At 71.8% G+C, this 19,895-nt stretch carries 12 protein-coding genes; all 12 read left to right on the top strand.

What is annotated here, in order from left to right; genetic code table 11:
* Window positions 1–180 precede the first annotated feature (180 nt).
* The 12 genes from WMF34_RS08545 to WMF34_RS08490 all read left to right on the top strand — a co-directional run bounded on the left by WMF34_RS08545 (window position 181) and on the right by WMF34_RS08490 (window position 19,851).
* Window positions 181–4,449: a HEAT repeat domain-containing protein gene (locus WMF34_RS08545; RefSeq protein WP_437992982.1), complete on the top strand. Its 4,269-nt coding sequence runs from the start codon at window positions 181–183 to the stop codon at window positions 4,447–4,449.
* Window positions 4,446–5,036, top strand: a complete 591-nt coding sequence (locus WMF34_RS08540; protein WP_044964336.1) for a hypothetical protein — start codon at window positions 4,446–4,448, stop codon at window positions 5,034–5,036. Before WMF34_RS08545 ends, WMF34_RS08540 begins: the two co-directional genes overlap by 4 nt.
* On the top strand, window positions 5,024–6,094 hold the full coding sequence (gene tsaD, locus WMF34_RS08535) for a tRNA (adenosine(37)-N6)-threonylcarbamoyltransferase complex transferase subunit TsaD (protein WP_012234249.1): 1,071 nt from the start codon (window positions 5,024–5,026) through the stop codon (window positions 6,092–6,094). The genes WMF34_RS08540 and tsaD overlap by 13 nt, the downstream gene beginning before the upstream one ends.
* A gap of 255 nt (window positions 6,095–6,349) precedes the next feature.
* Entirely contained in the window at window positions 6,350–7,369 is a 1,020-nt protein-coding gene (locus tag WMF34_RS08530) for a hypothetical protein (protein WP_012234248.1), read from the top strand.
* On the top strand, window positions 7,359–9,128 hold the full coding sequence (locus WMF34_RS08525) for a hypothetical protein (protein WP_437992981.1): 1,770 nt from the start codon (window positions 7,359–7,361) through the stop codon (window positions 9,126–9,128). Before WMF34_RS08530 ends, WMF34_RS08525 begins: the two co-directional genes overlap by 11 nt.
* A 50-nt stretch (window positions 9,129–9,178) precedes the next feature.
* Window positions 9,179–10,180, top strand: coding sequence for a PEGA domain-containing protein (locus WMF34_RS08520; RefSeq protein ID WP_437992980.1), 1,002 nt, complete (start codon window positions 9,179–9,181; stop codon window positions 10,178–10,180).
* 82 nt (window positions 10,181–10,262) lie between these two features.
* Window positions 10,263–11,834: a hypothetical protein gene (locus WMF34_RS08515; protein WP_437992979.1), complete on the top strand. Its 1,572-nt coding sequence runs from the start codon at window positions 10,263–10,265 to the stop codon at window positions 11,832–11,834.
* Between the two features lie 320 nt (window positions 11,835–12,154).
* Window positions 12,155–13,255, top strand: a complete 1,101-nt coding sequence (locus WMF34_RS08510) for a tetratricopeptide repeat protein (RefSeq protein ID WP_437992978.1) — start codon at window positions 12,155–12,157, stop codon at window positions 13,253–13,255.
* Between the two features lie 1,031 nt (window positions 13,256–14,286).
* Entirely contained in the window at window positions 14,287–14,874 is a 588-nt protein-coding gene (locus tag WMF34_RS08505) for a hypothetical protein (protein ID WP_437992977.1), read from the top strand.
* 345 nt (window positions 14,875–15,219) lie between these two features.
* Window positions 15,220–16,815, top strand: coding sequence for a protein kinase domain-containing protein (locus WMF34_RS08500; protein ID WP_437992976.1), 1,596 nt, complete (start codon window positions 15,220–15,222; stop codon window positions 16,813–16,815).
* A gap of 271 nt (window positions 16,816–17,086) precedes the next feature.
* Window positions 17,087–18,118 (top strand): PEGA domain-containing protein, encoded by a 1,032-nt coding sequence (locus tag WMF34_RS08495; protein ID WP_437992975.1) that lies wholly within the window; start codon window positions 17,087–17,089, stop codon window positions 18,116–18,118.
* A 353-nt stretch (window positions 18,119–18,471) separates the two neighbouring features.
* Window positions 18,472–19,851, top strand: a complete 1,380-nt coding sequence (locus WMF34_RS08490) for a hypothetical protein (protein ID WP_437992974.1) — start codon at window positions 18,472–18,474, stop codon at window positions 19,849–19,851.
* Window positions 19,852–19,895: the final 44 nt, after the last annotated feature.

Below are 19,895 nucleotides of genomic sequence, written 5' to 3'. Positions count from 1 at the left end.
AGAGCGCGGAGATGTTCAGTGTCTTTCCGAAGCGGCGCGGCCGCGGGAACGGTTGGAAAGTCGCCAGCTGAGCTCAGCGGCCTCGCATGTCCCGCGTCCGCGCCGCCCCGATCGCGCCCGTTCCCGGCGCCGCCGCTGCTCCGCGTGGCCCGCCGCGCACGGTCGGTCTACCCTACCCAGGTGCGATCCCACGTTCTGGCCGGCTGCCTCGCGGTCCTGATCCCCGCGGCCGCGACGCTCGCGATCCCGCACGCCGAGGCCGCGGATTTCGATCCGTCCGGCCGCGGCAAGCGGCCCAGGCCGAAGGCCCCGAAGCCCGGCGGCGGCAAGCCTGGCCCCGCCGCGCGGCCGCAGCCCGCGAAGCCGCCGCAGGCGAAGCCGGAGCCGGCCGAGACCGGCGACGGGAAACGGGGCGGCCCGTCGAGCGACGCGCTGATCGCGCGCTACACGGCCATCGTCATGAGCCAGCCGAGCGCGCCCTTCCCGCTCCAGCGCCTCGCGCAGCTCTACCGCGAGCGCGACGGGAACCTGAAGAAGCTCGTCGAGGAGTTCGAGCGCCGCGCCGCGCAGCCCGGGGCCGACGCCTGGGCCTCGAAGGTCGTGCTCGCCGGCGTCTACAAGCAGGACGGGCGCTACGACGACGCCATCAAGACGTACGAGGCCGCCATCGCGGACCGGCCCGGGGACCCGGCGGCCATGCTGGCGCTCGCCCAGCTCGAGGCGGATCGCGGCGACAAGGCCCGCGCGCGCGGGCACTACGAGAAGGCGCTGCCGCTGCTCAAGGTCCCCGCCGACGTCGAGCAGACCCGGCGCACGCTGCTCGCGCTCTGCCTCGACCTCTCCGACTTCGAGGCGGCCAAGGCGCAGCACGACGCGCTCGTGAAGAACGCGCAGGGCTCGCTCTTCGTGAAGGCCGAGCTCGGGCGCGAGCTCTCCGCGCGCGGGCACCACGCGCGCGCCGAGGCCGAGTTCCGCGAGCTCGTGAAGGCCGCGGCCGGCGACAACCGGGCGCTCGCGCCGGCGCTGCGCGATCTCGGGCAGTCGCTCGCCAGGCAGAAGAAGATGGACGAGGCGCTCGCCGTGCTGAAGCGGGCGCTCGCCATCGCCGGCAGCGCCGCCGGGGTGCGGGCCGAGATCCTGCTCATCATGACCGACGCGTTCCGCGCCGAGGGCAAGCTCGCGGAGCTCATCGCGATCCTCGAGGCCGAGAAGGGGCAGGACTTCCAGCGGCTCGCGACCCTGGGCGCCCTGTACGAGGAGACCGGCGACGTCGACAAGGCGATCGGGATCTACAGGAAGGCGCTCGCGCTCGACGGCAAGCACATCGACACGCGGCTCCGGCTCGTCCACCTGCTGCAGACCGCCGGCGAGCTCGACGCCGCGATCCGCGAGTACGAGCTCCTGATCAAGGCGGCCCCGGGCAACGCGGACTTCGTCTTCGAGCTGTGCGAGACGCTCATCCAGCGGGGCGACCGGCCCAAGGCGCTCGCGCTGCTCACCCAGCTCGAGGGGCGCGTCGCGGACGAGGCCGAGACGCTCGCGGCCGTCGCCGATTTCTACGAGCGGGTGGAGGAGAAGGACCGGGCCCTCAAGGTGCTCCAGCGGCTCGCCGCGGCCGCGGGCGGCGATCCGAGCCACCTCGTCGACCTGGGCGACCGGTACTTCCAGGCCGGCGACAAGAAGAAGGCGCTGGAGACCTGGGCGCGCATCAAGCAGGTCGTGCCGAGCCGGGCGCGCGCCGCGGCCACGCTCGGCGAGGTGTACCTCGACCACGACATGGTGGCGGAGGCGCTCGCCGCGCTCCGGGAGGCCGCGCAGCTCGAGCCCGCGAACAGCCGCTACAAGAAGGCGCTCGCGATCGCGCTGGAGCGCACCGCGAGCGCGCTCGGCAACGCGGGGCCGCGCTACGCGGAGGCGCGCGAGCTCTGGGAGCAGCTGCTCGCCGGGGCGCGCAACGACAAGCTGCTCGCGCGCGAGGCGCGCACCCACATCGTCAGCCTCTGGTCGCTCACCCACGAGCTGCCGAGCCGCGTCGCGCCGCTCAGCGCGCGCTTCAACGCGGCGCCGCCCGACCTGGAGGCGGGGCGGCTGCTCGCGGAGGTGCAGCGCAAGCTGCACCGGCTGCCCGACGCCGAGGCCACGCTCCGGAGGCTGGTCCAGGCCGCGCCGGGCGACGAGGACTCGCTCCTCGCGCTGGAGCGCGTGCTCGTGCTCCAGCAGAACCTCCTCGGCGCGATCGACGTGCTGGGCAAGCTCGTCGAGGTGAACCCGAAGCGGGCCCGCGAGTTCTACCAGCGCATGGCGCAGTACGCCGCGGAGCTGTACCGCGACGACGACGCGATCCGGTACGCCGCGCGGGCCGTCGAGCTGTCGCCCGAGGACGCGAGCGGCCACCAGAAGCTCGGCGACATGTACCGCCGGCGGCAGGACTTCCCGCGCGCGATCGCCGAGTACCGGCAGGCGCTCGCGAAGAACGACCGGCTGTTCCCGGTGTACTTCGACCTCGCCGAGCTGCTGCTCACCGCGGGGCAGGCCGACGAGGCCGACCGGCTCTTCCGCCGGGTGGTGAGGGCGTCGAACGACGAGGAGCTCGTCGCGCGCGCGGCGCGGATGTCGATGCAGGTGAACCTCGGCAGGGGCTCGCTCGAGGTGCTCGAGCGCGAGCTCCTGCCGGTCGCGGTCGGCAACCCGCAGAAGCCGCTCTACCGGCGGCTGCTCGTGGAGCTCTACGGCGCGATGACCTTCCCGCTGATGCAGAAGGTCCGCGGCGAGGGCCGCGCGGCGAGCGCGGCGGCGCGCGCGGAGCTCGCGAAGATCGGCGCCCGCGCGGTGAAGCCGCTGCTCGACGCGCTCGCGGACGAGAAGGAGTCGCAGCAGAAGATCGCGATCGAGGTGCTGGCCTACGTCGAGAACAAGGGCGCCGGGCCGGCGCTCTACAACTTCGCGGTCGGCCAGGCCGACAAGGGCCTGCGCGCCCGCGCGATGATCGCGTGCGGCGCGCTGCGCGACCCGGCCATGCTGGAGCGCTACGAGCAGATGCTCGCGCCGCGCGACGCGGCGGCGAGCGTGCTGCCGAACGACGCGGTCGCGGTCGCCGCGACCTGGGGCGTGGCGCGGCTCGCGGCGGGCGGCGGGCGGCCGGCGGCCAAGGCGGTGGCGCTGCTCGCGCGGCTGCTGTCGTCGCCGGCGCCGGAGGTGCGGGCGCTCGCGGCGGTCGGCCTCGGGCTGACGCACGACCGGAAGCACGCCGCGGCGCTGTCCGCGGTCGCGAGGGCGCCCGAGGCCGGCTCCGTGCCGCGCGCCGCCGCGGTCCGCGCGCTGGGCGAGCTCGCGGGCGGCGGCGAGGGGCCCGCGCTGTTCATGTCGCTCGCCGACTCGAGCGAGCCGGAGCTCCGCCGCGCGGCGCTGATCACGCTCGCGCGGCTCGGCGGCGGCGGCGCGGACCCCAGGGGCGGCGGCGCCGGTGAGGCCGAGGCGGTCGCCGCGGGCGGGGCCGCCCAGGCGATCGCGGCCGGCGCGTTCTCGTCGGACGAGGGGCTGCGCGCCGCCGCGGTGTCGGCGGCGGTCGCGCTCACGCGGCGCGCGTACCCGCGCACGCGCGAGCCGCTGCCGGTGCCGGACGGCGCGCTGACGGTGAAGGGCGTGCTCGCGGGGCTCGACCCCGATCCGCCCGGCCCGGAGGATCGCGCGGCCGCGCTCGTGGCGCTCGGCCCGGCGCTGCAGAAGGCCGCGGTCGCCGCGGTCGCGACGTCGCCCGAGCGCGCCCTGGTCGTCGCGGACGCGATCCTGTCGCGCGGCGCGGCCGTGTCGGGCGGGGCAGGCGGCGATCGCGGCGCCGGCGAGGGCGTCGCGGCGCTCGGGCTCGCGCCGTTCACGGACGGGCGCGCGGCGCTCGCCCCGGAGCCGAGGCGGCAGGTGGAGGCCGCCGTGGAAGGGATCGCGGCGGCGGTCGTGAGCGGGTTCGTGGCGCTCGTGCGGCACCCGGCGATCGAGGTGCGCACGCGCGCGGTCGAGCTGCTCGCGACCCGGCCCGAGCCCGAGGCGCAGGCCGCGGTCGTCGACGCGCTCGGCGATCCCGAGGAGAGCGTGCGGCGCGCGGCGCTCGCGGCGCTCGGCGCGGTCCGGCACGGGCCGACGATCGCGGCCGTCTCGGAGCTCCTGCGGACCTCGTCGAGCTGGCCGCTGCGCGTGCGCGCGGCGGAGGCGCTGGGCCGGCTCGGCGCGCCGGGCGGGGGCGCGGGCGGCGGCAGGCCGAGTCAGGTGGCCGAGACGCTCGGCGAGGCGGCCCGCGCCGACGCGTACGCCCTGGTGCGCGAGGCGGCGGCCCGCGCCCTCGCCTCCGCGGACCGCGCGGCGGCGGCGCCGGTGCTCCGGCAGCTCGCGGCGAGCGATCCCGAGCCGCGCGTCCGCCAGACAGCGGCCGAGCTGATGCGGAGCGCCGCGCCTTGAGCCGCGCCTCTCCGCCCGGGCCGCGGCGCCGCGCGCTGCGGCTCGCGCCGCTCGCCCTCGCCGGCGCGATGAGCGCCGGCGGGGCGGCCGGCTGCGACGACCTGAGCCGGTTCTCGACGGCCGACGGGGAGGCGTACTGCGGCGCGATCACGCTGGGCGGCGCGTTCCGCGCCGGCCTGAGCCCGCGGGTGCAGATGCGACTCACGCTCGACGCGGACGCGCTCGACGGGCCGGAGCCGCCCGGCGCGCTGTGGACCTACGAGGCGCCCGACGGGGCCACGGCCGAGCGGCGCCTCCTCGACGGCGCGCCGCTGCGGCCGATCGGCGCGCTCGCCCACGACCCGCTGTCGCGGCTCGAGTTCGGGGAGGGCCGGGAGCGCAACGCGATCTACGCGGTCGACGTGTCGGAGCCGGAGGCGGAGTCCATGCTCGCGGTGCTATCGCTGCGCACGGACGCGTCGGTCGAGGTGCGCCTGCTCCGGCCTGGCCGGGCGCCGCTCGCGCCGGACGAGGCGGATGCGGCGGGGCAGCGGCAGGTGTTTGGCAATTTCAGGCTGACGCGGCGGACAGGGACATGCGGGTTCTAGGGATCGAGACATCGTGTGATGAGACGGCGGCGGCGGTGGTCACCGAGGGCGGCGACGTCCTCTCCGACGTCGTGCGCAGCCAGGTGGCGCTGCACGCGCCTTACGGGGGCGTCGTGCCCGAGGTCGCGGCCCGCGATCACGCGCGCGCGGTGGTCCCGGTGGTGCGCGAGGCGCTCTCGCGCGCGGGCGTCTCGGCGGCGGATCTCGACGGCATCGCGGTGACGTCGCGGCCCGGGCTCGCCGGGGCGCTGCTCGTCGGCCTGCAGGCCGCGAAGGGGCTCGCGTGGGCCGCGGGCAAGCCGCTCGTGGGCGTCGATCACCTCGTGGGGCACCTGCTCGCCGTGTTCCTGCGGCGGGGCGGCGCGCCGCTCTCCGACGAGCGCGAGCGGCCGTCGTTCCCGTACGTGGCGCTGCTCGCCTCGGGCGGGCACACGGCCATCTACCGGGTGGACGGCCCGGCGCTCGGCGCGATCCGGGAGCTCGGCGCGACGCGCGACGACGCGGCGGGCGAGGCGTTCGACAAGGTGGCGAAGCTGCTCGGCCTCGGGTATCCGGGCGGGCCGGTGGTCGATCGGCTCGCGGCCGGGGGCGACGCGGCGGCCGCGGCGGACGCGGTGCCGGCGCTGATGGCGCGCAAGGAGTCGCTGGAGTTTAGCTTCTCCGGCATCAAGAGCTCGGTCGCACGGCATGTGGCGAAGCGGGGGCGGCCGGAGGGGCAGGCGCTCCGCGACCTGTGCGCGGCGTTCCAGGGGGCCGTTGTCGACGCGCTCGTGCAGAAGACCGTGCGGGCTGCGCGGGCCGAGGGGATCGGGCGGGTGGTCCTCGGCGGTGGGGTCGCGGCGAACCAGGGGCTCCGCGCGAAGATGGCCGCGGCGTGCGAGCGGCGGGGCCTCGCGCTGTTCGTGCCGCCGCTCGCGAGCTGCACGGACAACGGGGCGATGATCGCGTATGCGGGCGCGCTGCGGCTCGCGGCCGGGGAGCGGGACACGCTGGATCTCGCGCCGGAGACGAGGACGGCGCTGCCGCGGGTGACCCGCAAGGGCGGTGGCGCGAGGTGATCGGGACAGGCCGGTAGCGGGAGCGGCGCGAGGGCGCGGGTCCTGTGTATGGGGACATGGCGTCCGGTGGCGTCCGGTGGCGGACGATGAAGTAATGGCTCGTGCTGGGGATTACCTCGGACTTGTACGCTGCGGCGAGCCGTGGTCTGATGCGTTTCTCAGGATTCAGGCCGGTCCGCGCTTGCCGTTCTTCCGGCCGCGCGGGACAGGACAGGGTGGGATAGCCCGCCCGGCGGGGCGCGAGGATTGTAAGCCATGCAGGTTGTTCTACCGATAGTGCTCGGGTTGATCGCGGTGGCGTGCGGCGCAGGCGCCGTGTTCCTGTTGATGCAGGCCACGCAGCTGAAGCGGCAGCTCCAGGACGCGAACCAGCACATCGAGGCGCTCCGGCAGGCCAAGGGCCAGCTGGATCAGATGCGGTCGCAGTACGGGCAGCTCCAGCAGGCGCTCGAGATCGCGAGGAGCGACGATCGCCAGAAGGTCGACTGGCTCGACGCCCAGCAGAAGGAGATCGACTGGTACAAGAGCGAGCTCGAGAGCCGGCCGAAGATCACGCAGAAGCGGTACAAGATCCTGACGCTCGGCATCAAGTGGACCGGCAAGACGTCGCTCACGCTCAAGTGGGCGAATCCGCTCGTGGATCTGGGCACGCTGCAGGGGACGAAGATCGAGCGTTACGAGCGGACCGTCAGCCACGTCCTCACGAAAGAGGTGTTGACGGAGCACGTGTTCGAGATCGGCGACTGGGGCGGCGAGCACATCGTGGATGCGCAGCAGGAGCTCATCATGGAGGAGATCCATGGGCTCTTGATGGTCGTGGATCTGGCGGGCAAGGACGGTCAGAAGATCGAGCCGTCGAGGATCCAGGAGCAGCTCCGGGAGTTTCAGCCGCAGTCGCTGCAGTTCTTCTTCAGCCCGAAGACGCTGGCCTCGTGCAAGGCGGTTGTGCTCTTCATCAACAAGTCCGATGTTCTGTCCGGGACGCCGGCCGAGGTGGAGCGGGAGGCGCGCGGGTATTACAAGACGCTCATCGACAGCCTGGAGCGGTACAAGAACAACATCGACATTCGCGTGCTCGTCGGGTCGGCGAGCTACGGGCACAGCACGCATCACCTGTTCTCGCACTTCGTGGAGAAGATCCTCCCGAAGAACGCGTATGATCCGCAGCTCCTGCAGCGGATGAAGCAGGACATCAGCGGGCATTCGGCGCTGGCGCGGACCGCGGCGCTCCCTGCCCCGCCGGTGCCGCAGCAGGTCAGGCCCAATGTACGGTAGCGAGGGCGCTTCGGGGTATGTGATCCCGCGGTACCGCGCGCCGGCGGACGCGGCGTGGTATCACGTGCTGCACGGGAACATCCCGGGGCACCAGATCGACTTCATGTACTGCCCGGAGGTGCCGCAAGGGCCCCTCACGACGACGCAGTTCAGCCACCTGGCGCGGCTGATGAAGTACATCGAGCCTGCGACGGGGGCGACGCACGCGTTCGCGATTGGCAATCTATCGAGGGATGACACGCAGCACGAGCCTGGCCACGGGGCGGTGGGGCTCATCTTCGGCTTCCGGATCGGCGGGGCGGTCGACCATGCCGGGCGGGGGAACCCGCCGTTCGCGCACGGGATCGTCGCGGTGGATCGGGACCTCGGGTATGCGACGCTGCTCGAGGCGTCGGCGACGTTTTACCGGCACGTGATGAACGCGACGGAGCTGAACTCGTCGGCGGGCATGTTCTACCGCGAGTACACGGGCGCGGTGCGGGAGGCGCCGGAGCGTGTGGCGCACGTGCTGGAGCGGTATGTCGAGGAGTTCGGGGATCTGCCGTACCTGCGGCGGAGCGGCGCGACGTGGGACTGGGTGGCCGACGAGGGGGCGCAGCCGAAGCGGGTGGTGATCGTCCACAAGCCGGATGAGCCCTTCGGGGCGATCGCGCACGCGGCGGCGCGGATCGCGACGGTGCTGTACCGGTCGAACATCAAGTGGACGTCGATCACGAGCGGGCGGGAGGCGGATATCCCGGGCGGGGTATCGGTGCGTTTCGTGAGGGAGCGGGACGTCACGATGGAGGACCGGCACGGGGTGCTGCTCCGGATCGAGGAGGTCTCGGAGGACGAGGGGGAGATCGCGCGGAGGATGTTCGGGGCGCGGCCGCTGGCCGAGGTGGAGGAGAAGCCGCAGTTCGGCGGCGGATGGCGCGAGCGGTTCGCGGCGCAGCAGGGCGGGACGGGGCCGGTGGGCGTGGCGGGCGCGATGCCGGGGGTGGCGCTGCAGGAGCGGCGGGCGCCGGGGTCGATGCCGCCGTCGCAGAAGGGCGTGGCGGGGCCGGCGGGGCCGGTGTCGCAGCAGGTTGGGCCGAAGGGGACGCTGGTCATCGATTCGGAGAAGCTGCTGGGGAGCGCGGCGCTGGCGGCGGGGATCGAGGCCGGGGGCACGGGGCCTGTGCGGATGGGACAGGCGGCGGCGGGGAATGCCGTGCCGGCGCAGGCGGCGAGCAGCGGGGCCGGGCGGGCGGCGAGCGGCGGGGCGTGGAGCGCGCCGGCGGCGGCGCCGCTGCCGGGCGTCGGCGGGGAGGAGCGCGACGAGATCCCGGTCATCGTGGAGAAGCCGGCGTCGTCGCGGACGTGGATCTGGGCCGTCGCGGGGCTCGGCTTCGTGGCCGTGGCGGGGATGGTCGCGGTGCTGGTGTCGCAAGGGGCGCCCGGCGGGGGGACGGCAACGCCGGAGGCAACGGGGCCGGGCGTGGCGCCGCCCGCGGGGAGCGCGGCGGCGCCAGGGCCGAGCGCCGAGGCCGGCGCGGCGGCGACGACAGGCTCGCCCGCCACGACGGCGCGGCCGGAGGCGACGGCGAAGCCGCAGGCGGGGCAGGAGCAGCCGCAGCAGGATGAGCCGCAGCCGAAGACGCAGCCATCGGGGCGAACGAGGAACACCAAGGCAGGTGGGGCTGCGCCGGGGCGCTTGGACCCGAAGCCCCGAGGGGGTAAGGTGCCGCCCTCGAGCACTGCCGTGCCGCCTCTCCCCGAAGGGAAGCCTGAGTTCTGATGACTCCGACGATGAGAAAGCGACCGCTTCTGTGGAGTTGGAGCGTGGCCGTGGCGTTGACGGCGCAGGTTGCGGGCGCGCAGCAGCCGTCCACCGCGGCCGCCGCCGGCGAGACCGACGCGCTGACGGACAAGGCGCGACAGCTCTACGAAGAGGGGAGACAGGCGGCAGCGGCGGGGAAATGGGCCGATGCGCACGCGTCGTTCCTCGCGGCGTGGGCGATCAAGCCACATTACCAGATCGCGTCGAATCTGGGGGTCGCGTGCCTCAAGCTGGGCAAGTACCGCGACGCAGCAGAGTACCTGTCGCGGTATCTGCGCGAGGCGCCGGCCACCAAGGTGAACGAGCGGCAGAACGCGGAGGCGTCGCTGAAGGAGGCGCTCGCAAAGGTCGCATCCGTGACGGTGCAGGTGACGCCGGCAGGGGCGGAGGTGACGGTCGACGGGGCGGTCGTGGGCAAGGCGCCGCTCGCGGATCGGGTGTTCTTGGCACCGGGCGAGCACGAGATCGGGGCGAAGCTCGAGGGATACGCGCCTGCGACGCATCCCATCGCGGCGGTGGCGGGCCGTGCGGAGACGGTGGCGGTGCAGTTAGAGCGAGTGCCATCCGCCCAAATCGGAGGGAGCGTCCACGCGTCGATTCCTCCGAGGTTGGAAACGCCGCGCGACAAGGTGCGGACGGCGATGCTCGTGGGCGGTGGGCTTGCGGCCGGCGTGGGTGTAGCGGCGGGCGTGGTGCTCACGGTGATGGCCAACGGGCGGGCGGGTGACGCCGAGCAGATGAGGCAAGAATTGGTCACGGAAGGTGACGGGTTCGCCTTGTGCCCTGACATCGACCGGTCGAAATGCGCAGAGCTGAAGGACACGGTCCTCGCCAAGGTCGATCTTACGAATGCGGCGTTCTGGAGCTTCGTCACGGGCGGGGCCATTGGCGCTGGCGCGCTTGTTTACGGGCTCGTGACGTTGAAGCCGGCCGAATCCCGTCCAACCGTACAGGTGGTGCCGCTCCTGGGAACGGGGGCTTCCGGGCTCCTGATCAGCGGAACGTTCTGAGCTGGGGTACGTGGAACAGAGGAGATTCAAAATGTGTCATCGTGCCCGTCTCGCTGCTGTGCTCTTTCTGGCGGTAGCAGCCATGGGCGCCCAGACGGTCGGATGCGTGGACAGCTATGATCCAGCCGCGGGGTGCGAAAACCCTGCTGGCTGCACCACCGGAAGTGGTACGGGTGGCCAACCCGACCCGGTGAAAAACTGTGATCTCGCCGACAAGAAGTTGTCGCCCGATGGATCCTGTGGAGTCTTCGTGAGGTCGAGCGCGGCCGCCGGTGGGACCGGCAGCAAGGAGAAGCCGTTCCAGACCTTCGCCGAGGCCGCCGCCAAGCGCCCGAAGCGGGTCTATGTCTGCGGCGAGATGGGAGAGACGTATGCTGAGCAGGCCGGCGTGACCTTCACTGACGGAGTGAAGATCTACGGCGGCTTCACGGCCTGCGACGGAGCCTGGACATGGTCACGCGACGCACAGGCGACGCTCCGGGGAGGGGCTGACGCCATTGCCCTCACGCTGAACGGCGGCGACAATCGGATCGAAAACGTCAACGTCGTCGCTGCGGACGCCGACTCTCCGGGGAAGTCGTCGACCGCGCTGCTGACGAACGGCGGGACGGCCGACATCGTTAACGTCAGGCTCGAGGCCGGCAATGCCAAGAGTGGAGCGCAGGCGCGCACCATCCCGCACGATTCGACGCTTGACGGCATTGATGGCGATCCGGGGCTGGCGGTATGCAGCCCAGGAGCTACGCACGGTGGGCCAGCGGGTCCAATCACACGGTGTGCGGGTGGGGAATCCGAAGGAGGGAAAGGGGGCGATGGCGGTACCGTGATGGGTACTACTACAAATCCCGAGCGCGCCGATGCCGGCGACGGCACGTCCGGTAAGCCGGCCACATCCGAGCCGGCCGAAGGAGCAGGAGGAACCAAAGAAACGGCTGACCAGTCGTGCACTGATGGTAAGAATGGCGCCGCCGGTGATCCCGGTAAGCCAGCCGGTCCTTCCGAAGGCCTGGGCACCGTCGATGCGAATGGCTACACCGGGGTGCTCGCACAGCAAGGTGGCACGGGCAAGCCAGGTCAAGGCGGGGGCGGCGGAGGCGGCGCCAGGGGGACCTCTGCGGCGTGTTCAGGTACCGTCAAGGTCTTGCTGCCCGGCGCCAGCGGCGGCGCAGGTGGCAGCGGGGGCTGTGGGGGTCAAGGGGGCGACGGGGGGCATCCCGGAGGCTCCAGCATCGCATTTGTTGTTGTCGATGCGACGGTCTCTCTCGACGGAGTAAGCCTTGTTGCTGGTGATGCTGGGAACGGCGGCCCCGGAGGAGAAGGCCAGCTAGGTGGAAACGGGAGTTTAGGTGGCGCCGTTGGGGAACGGTGGGGTGATGCCAAGGAGAGTTGCGCGGGCGGGCGCGGTGGGCCGGGCGGCAATGGCGGCCCGGGCGGCGGTGGCCATGGCGGTCACTCGCTCGGCATCGCCTTCCGCGGGAAAGAGTTGCGGGTAATCAGCCCAGGCTCATTCACCCCCGGCGATGCGGGTACGGGCGGCCCAGGGGCGGGCACTGCTCCGAACAACGGTGCATCAGGTGCAAACGGCCTCGTCCAAGAGTGCTGGGATTTTGCCAAAAATACGCCTTGCTCGACCACCTCTCAATCAGATGATTAGAACCCACGGGCCATTTGACCTTTGAACTAGGTATGGCGTGTGGTGATGCTTCGATCGCTAGCCTCCAATGATGACACGCAGTCGGCAGGAAAGTCACTGCGATGATGGAACTTGGCGGCCCGACGTAGTCTCGCAAACATCGCCATCGTCCCACTCCGAGCGCGCTGATGTCCATGGCCAGATATCCACTGCACTGTCTGCCCTTACATGACGCATCAGCATCAAGCCTGGACGCATCAACGTAGAGAACCGAATCGCCTGGAGCGTATAGGTACACGACTTCACCATCCACAGAAGTGCTTCCTGAGTTGGAGAATGCGATGAGATGTCGCTCGACCGGAGTGTGCCTACTTCTCAGCGCACTTTGCGCCTCGCCAGCGGCGGCGCAGGACGGTCCTGCGCTGGCACAGAGCAAGGCAGCCGCCGTCGCGCTCGCCGAGCAGGGATGGGCCCACTACGAGGCGCAGCGATACGCCGAGGCGCTCCTCGCGTTTCGTCAGGCCGAGGCGAAAGCGCACGCGTCCCCGTTCCTGCTCATGGTGGCGCGCTGCTACGTCAAGCTCGGCCGCTTCCTCGAGGCGCGCGATGTGTATCGGCTCGTCGTGGACGAGAAGCTCGCGCCCGGCGCTCCGTCTGCTTTCGCGGAGGCGAAAGGCAGCGCGATGAAGGAGCTCGCCGAGCTGGAAGCACGCACCCCGACCGTGGAAATCACCGTCACGGGAACTGTTGCTGCCGGGCTGGAGTTGACGCTCGATGGCCTCCCCATCCAGCTCGCTACCCCTGTGCAGCGCGATCCCGGCGATCACACTCTGGTCGTCCGCACGCCCGGGCGCCGTTCCTTGACCAAGACGGTTCACCTGACCGAGGGAGCGAGAGAACGGATCGCGCTCGATCAGGCTGCGATCGATGCGCTGCCGATCGTTGAACGACCGGAAGACAAGCGGGCGCCTGCCCCGACCGCGAAAGGGCGCCCAGACGCATCTCCGTCTCCGGCAGCGAGGACGCCGCACAGCAACTTCCAGACGCCAATTGAGCTGCGGACGCCGTTGCTCGTCGCGGGCGGGGTCGTGGCGGGCGCCGGCATCGTGACAGGCATGGTCTTCGCGGTGCTCACCGGCAATCGAGCCGATCACGCGGAAGAGGTCAGGAACGAGCTGAAAGCCCAATGGGGCGACGAGAAGAGATGCCCCGAGGGGGACGTTCCCAGGTGTAGCGACCTTAAAGACGCAGTGTACGACGAGATCGACCTGGGCAACGTCGCATTCTGGAGTCTCGTGGCGGGGGGAACGGTCGGGGTTGGCACGCTGGTCTACGGGCTGGTGACGATGAACGCTGAGCCTCAGAAGACGGTCCCGGGCACACACGTGGCGCCGTTCCTCGGACCGGGCACTGCCGGGCTTTCGTTCAGCGGAAGGTTTTGAGCTTACGTACTTCGAACGGAGAAGGCCGTACTATGCGTCGTCGCGCCCATCTTGCTGCTGCGATCTTCCTGGGGACGATGGCCATGGGAGCGATAGGGCCTCAATGCAACCACCCCCCGTGCACTGACTTGAGTGATGAGCTGCGGGAGGACTGCCAGTCGGACGGAACGGCAGGAGGGCCGCCGGATCCATCGCCGCACTGTGTGCCAGGGGGGGGCGAAGGCTGGGAGGCGAACGAGTCGTGTGGGGTCTTCGTGAGGGTCGATGGAGCCGATGAGAACGCCGGGACGCCGGACGCGTCGGTGAAGTCGTTGGGGAAAGCCATCGCCCTCGCGACCGCCCTCCCCGATGCCACGAAGAGGAACGTGTATGCGTGCGCCGAGACGTTCGAAGAGAAGGTCGAGATCCAGGCGAATGTGACGCTGTTCGGTGGACTCGACTGCGAGAACGGCTGGGGATGGATCGGCGAGCAGAAGCGGACGACGCTGACGGCCGAGGCTGGGACCATCCCTCTCACGATGCGCGGGAGCGGAGTGGTTCGGATGGAGGACGTGCATGTCCTTGCTGAATCGGTTCTGACATCCGGAGCGTCGTCCATCGCGGCCGTGGCCGATGGTATCACGGTCTCGCTGACGCGCTGCACGATTGAGGCAAGTGATGCCGCGCCTGGCGCCGTTCAAAGCCAGGACCCGAACAGCGCCACGCGCGGTGACGATGGGAACCCAGGTGAAGCTGGGTGCATGGCCTCTGTTACCGCCGGCGGTGCCGAGCCAGTCAACAACTGCGAAGATGGGGGCGAGGTCTCCGTCGGCGGCGCTGGCGGAGTAGGACAGCCGAACAGCGGTGGCAGCGGCGGCGATGGCACGCCGGGAGGCTCGACCAATGGAGGAGCCGGACACACGGCAGGGGGAACTCTCTGCGCCCCCGGCAAGGCCGGCGCAGATGGCATGCCCGGCGGGCCAGGCGCCGGGGCCACGGCTCTCGGCACCCTCTCACAAGGTGGCTACACCGGCGTATCCGGCGTTTCCGGCATGCCCGGAACCACGGCGCAGGGTGGCGGTGGCGGCGGTGGCGCTCGCGGTGTTCTCAGCAGTGGCTCCCCCGGGCGTTCCTGCCCCGACCCCAATGCCAAGGGAGTCGGCGGCGCCAGCGGCGGCTCGGGCGGCGCGGGCGGCTGCGGTGGCAAGGGCGGTCTCGGGGGCGGCGCCGGCGGCGCCAGTATCGCGCTCATCAGCCTCGACTCCACCCTCCAGCTCCACGACGTCACCATGAAGACAGGCCGCGGTGGCAAGGGCGGCGACGGCGCTCCAGGACAGCCCGGCGGCGACGGCGGCAACGGCGGCGTGGGGGGCGTGGCACCGCCACCGCCGGACTCCTCCGGCCTTGACAACGCCTGCAACGGCGGCCGCGGCGGTCAGGGTGGTCAGGGCGGCCGCGGCGGCGGCGGCCGCGGCGGTCACTCCATCGGCATCGCCTTTCGCGACAAGCCGCCGCCCATGGACGCGAACGACCTCCGCTTCGAGCTGGGCGAGCCCGGCCTCGGCGGCGAGGGGGACGGGAACAGCGGCGACGGCGCCCCCGGAGCCAAGGAGCCGACGCTCGATTTCGCCTCCCCGTGACGCCATGGCCCCATCGATGGCCCCTCGTGCGTCTCGCGCTCCCCCAATAACCCCGCGATCCCGCCAGCGGCGTCGCTCGGCGCGGCCCGCTTCCAGATGTGTCACCGCTCCACCGAGAGGAGCACAGGCACGTCGTCAGCACCCCTGACCTCAGCATCGGCCGCGCGCCGGAGCTTCCGTCCACCATGCCCGCATCGGGAGAATCCCGGTCGCCACAGCATTGCCGCCTGCCCCGCGCCTCCCTCCGCCAGCGGCCGCCATCCGATCCACCCTCGCTCGCCTTCATCCTCTTCCTCCCCCGCGTCCGGATCCGCTAGCCTCTTCCCTCCTCCCGAACTCCCGCCCATGCATCTCGGCGCCGGCTCCGTTCTCATCGGCAAGTACCGCCTCGAGCGCCCGCTCTCCCGCGGCGGTATGGGCTCGGTCTGGGTCGCGCACCACCTGCAGCTCGGCACGCCGGTCGCCGTCAAGTTCATGGACCCGGCCTACGCCAGCTCGCCCGCGTTCCGCACCCGCTTCGAGCGCGAAGCGCGCGCGGCCGCCCTGCTCAGGACGCCGCACGTCGTGAAGGTGCAGGACTTCGGCATTCACGAGGGCGTCCCGTACCTCGTCATGGAGCTCCTCCAGGGCGAGGACCTCAACGCGCGCCTCCTGCGGCGCGGCCGCCTCCCGCTGCTGGAGGCGCATCGCATCCTCGCCCAGACCGGCAAGGCCCTGCGCAGCGCGCACGACGCCGGCCTCGTCCATCGCGACCTCAAGCCCGCCAACCTCTTCCTCGCGCGCGTCGACGGCGAGGACGAGGACATGGTGAAGCTCCTCGACTTCGGCATCGCCAAGGAGACCACCTCGAAGCTCGTCGCCGACGCCTCCACGACGGGCGAGGTCATGGGCTCGCCCCACTACATGAGCCCGGAGCAGCTCCGCGCCGAGCGCGACGTCGACGCGCGCAGCGACCTCTGGGCGCTCGGGGTCATCCTGTTCCGCATGGTCACGGGATACCTCCCCTTCCCCGGCGATGTGCTCGCGCAGGTCATGACGAGGATCCTCGTCGACCCGATCCCCTCCGCGACCCAGCTCGCCCCCGGCCTGCCCCCGGCCATCGACGCCTTCTTCCACCGGGCGCTGGCGCGCGATCGGGCCCACCGGTTCCAGACCGTCCGCGAGCTGGTCGACGAGTTCGCGCGCATCGCCGGCGCGCCGCGGTTCGCGTCGTCCGTCTCGGATGCGCACGGACCGTTCCCCCTGCCCCCCACCGGCTTCGTTCCAGGGGCGGCGACGCCGCTGCCCGGAATGCCGCCGGGTCCGGGCGGCACGACCCCCGGCGGGCCGCTCGCCTCTTCCCCGGCGCCGCTGGCGGGCTCTGTCTCGGCGGGCACGCTGACCGGCACGATCGATCCCGCCAGACCGTCCGGCGGACGGCGCTCGGTCGCGTGGACGACATGGCTCATCGCCGCGGGCGCCGCGGCTGCCGTCAGCGGGCTCGGCGTGACGCTCGGAGCGTACTATGGCGGGCAGGCCGAGGCTCCGTCTCCCGCAGACGCCCCGGCGACCGCCGAGCTCGCGGCCTCCGGCCCGGAGATCACCACCCGCGACGCCCCGTCCGCGTCCCCTGCGAGTCGCCTTGCTGCAGAGACGTCGACCGCTGCACCTCTCGTGGTGCCGTCTGCGCCGGCGACGGATGCGGGTTCGGACACCGCCTCAGAGCCGTCAGCGCAAGACCCCACGCCGCCCAGTGAACCGGCGGCCGCTCGCGCCGGCGCGCCGGCAGCGGGTCGCACGGGCGCGCCGAGCGACGATCGCGGCCCTGTTGGGTCACCCGCCGGCACACAGCCCCCGAGCGGCCCCGCCCCCCAGAGCACGCCCCCTCGGCGACCGTCTCCGCCGGCAACCCCCAGCCCGCCGCAGACGTCGAAGCAAGCGAAGCCGCGCTGGGGGATCTGAGGGAAGTCGAAGGAAGGGGAGCAGCGGTCTCCGGCGCTCCGAGAGCATGCTGCTCCTCCCGGGAAGCCCCTGAGCCGAGGCCGTCGCCGCGCAGCAACGGCGGCAGGGCGGCGCGCCGCGGAGCCGCTGCACCATCACGCCCTGCGTGGAACGGGTGGACAAAAGCTTCCGTCACGGCGCGGAAGAAGTACGGTTCGTGCTCCAGGGTGGGTAAAGTACGGCTGTACGCGTCTTCCGAACCGCAGCTCCCTGGAGCACCGCTGGACTCCTTATGACGACGAACCGCCCGCTGCTGTGGACCTTGAGCATCGCCGTCGCCTTGCTGGCACCTGCCGCCGGAGCACAGCCGGCGCCCCCTCGGACCGAGGCGCAGGAGAGCGACGCGCTGACGGACAGGGCGCGCCAGCTCTTCGAAGACGGGGTGAAGGCGGCCAACGCGGGAAAGTGGGCTGACGCGCACGCGGCGTTCCTCGCGGCGTGGGGGCTGAAGCCGCACTACCAGATCGCCTCGAACCTGGGCGTGGCCTGCCTCCGGGTGGGCAAGCCCCGCGATGCGGCCGAGTACCTCACGCGCTACCTCCGCGAGGCCCCCGAGACGAAGGTCCAGGAGCGGCAGCGCGCGGAGGCGTCGCTGCAGGAGGCGCGGGCGCAGGTCGCGGCGGTCACGGTCCGCGTCGCGCCGGACGGGGCCGAGGTGACAGTCGACGGGGCGATCGTCGGGCGAGCGCCGCTCGCGGATCCCGTGTTCCTCGATCCGGGCCGACACGACGTCAGCGCGAAGCTCGACGGGTATGTCCTGCAAACGCGCTCGGTCGAGGCGACCGCGGGCGGGACGGAGGCGGTGGTCCTCGATCTGCAGCGCACCCCGGCGCCCGACGCGACGCGCGCCGGCGCGGAGCAGATCGGCTTGCCGGCTCCCGAGGTGCCGCGGGGCAGCGGGAGGACGGCGGTGCTCGTCACGGGTGGGGTCGCGACCGGCGTTGGCGCCGCGGCGGGCGTGCTCTTCACGGTGCTCGCGAACAACAGGGCCGGAGATGCCGAGACGCAGAAGACCGCGCTGCTCGCCGGAGATCGGAACCCGTGCACCGCCCGGCCCGCTCCAGCGTCGTGTACAAAGCAAAGCCAAGCGGTCGACGAGAGCGCGCTCTACAGCAACGTGGCGTTCTGGAGCTTCGCGGGGGCCGGGACGGTCGGCCTCGGAACGCTGATCTATGCCCTCGTGAGCGGCCCCGAGGCGCGCGTGCAGGTGACGCCCAGGGTGGGAATCAACGATGTGGGTCTCTCGGTGGGTGGGGCGTTCTGACGACCGGGACCTGAACTCAAGACGATGGAGAATGGCTGATGCCTCGGACTGCCCGTACCGCCGCGTTGCTCGTCCTCGGAACGACGGCCGCCGGCCTCGATCTGGCTGGCTGCTTCCCGTACTCGAACCACGACGATTGCAAGCACAAGCCCATGTTCTGCAGCGAGAGCGGGGGTGACGCAGGGGGAGCGGGAGGCGTGGGCGCCGGAGGGACCGGGGGTGCCGCGGGGAGCGGGGGCGCGGGCGCGGGCGGCAGCGGAGGTGCTGGGGGGAGCGGAGGTGCCGGGGGAGGGCCGCCGCCCCTGGTATGCGTGCCCAGCGAGCAGGGCTGGACCGCGGACGCGCGCTGCGGCGTGTTCGTGTCGGTCACGGCGAGCGACGGCGGCGACGGGACGCCCGATGCGCCGGTGAAGTCGCTCGCCGAGGCCATCGAGCTCGCCGCGAAGATCCAGGACGAGAGCGCGCGGCGCGTGTACGCGTGCGCCGAGGAGTTCCAGGAAACGCTCACGGTGACTTCGAGCGTGACCGTCTTTGGCGCGCTCGATTGCACCGCGAACTGGCGGTGGGGGGATGAACCGAAGACCACGCTGAGGGCGACGCCCGGAGCCGTGCCGCTAACGATGCGCGTCGTCGGCGGGACGGTACACCTGGAGGATCTCCATATCGTCGCTCCGTCGATCGCCGAGGAAAACAGGGGGACCTCCGCCATCGCAGCGATCGCCGATCACTCCAAGGTCGACCTGGTCCGGTGCGCGCTCGAGGCAGGGGATGCCTCCTCCGGGAAGTCGGGGGACGCACCTCCTTCGCCGCGCGAACAGGCACCCGACGGCACCGCCGGCAATCCTGCTTGCTCGGCAGCCGCGGTGGCAACAGCACCGCCGGAGACGAATAATTGCGGCACCACCACGGATACCAGCGACGACTCGCGCGGAGGTCGGGGAGGAAATGGCCTGGATGACCGCGGGACGTCCGGTGACATAGGTTATCCAGACGAGAAGAACAACGACAACGCCGGTGGATACAATAGTTCAACCACGACGTGCAGCGCGGGCAGGAAGGGTAGCGACGGCGACCTTGGCATAGCTGGCGCGCGGGCAAGCGGCATCGGCCAGCTCTCCAGCACCGGCTACGCCGGTACACCCGGCGGTGATGGCCAACGCGGGAAGACCGCCCAGGGCGGCGGGGGTGGCGGAGGCTCCCGCGGGAGTACCGAATGCTCTGAAACCAACGATGGCGGCGCCAGCGGCGGCAACGGCGGCGCTGGTGGCTGCGGTGGCGCAGGCGGCAAGGGCGGCGCTCCAGGGGGGTCCAGCATCGCCCTGGTGAGCCTCAACGCAAAACTCACGTTCCAGGACGTCCGCCTGATCGCCGGCGATGGCGGCAGGGGCGGCAACGGCGCTACCGGCCAGATTGGCGGGTTGGGTGGAAACGGCGGGAGGGGCGGGGAGGGCCAGATTTTTGGCCCCAACAATTCCGTTCGTGATGCCTGTGGGGGCGGGCGGGGAGGCAACGGCGGCAACGGCGGCGACGGCGGCGGCGGTCTGGGCGGCCATTCCCTCGGCATCGCCTTCCTGGGCACGCCGGACACCATCCCGTCGCTCGACCGCGCCATCATTGAGTTAGGCACACCCGGTGCTGGCGGCGAAGGCAGCGCCGTCGCGCAGGACGGCGACGCGGGGCTAGCGCTCCCGCTCCTGGACTTCGCGTCTCCACCACCTGCACCAGGGCCGTGAGGCCCCGCCTGCATCTCCGCCTCGCTCTGCCCTCTGCCCTCATC

This window comes from Sorangium sp. So ce145 (genome assembly GCF_051525985.1).
GTDB classification, from domain to species: domain Bacteria; phylum Myxococcota_A; class Polyangia; order Polyangiales; family Polyangiaceae; genus Sorangium; species Sorangium cellulosum_B.
Note: the sequence above shows the minus strand (reverse complement) of the source record. Positions and strands in the feature narration are given on the sequence as shown.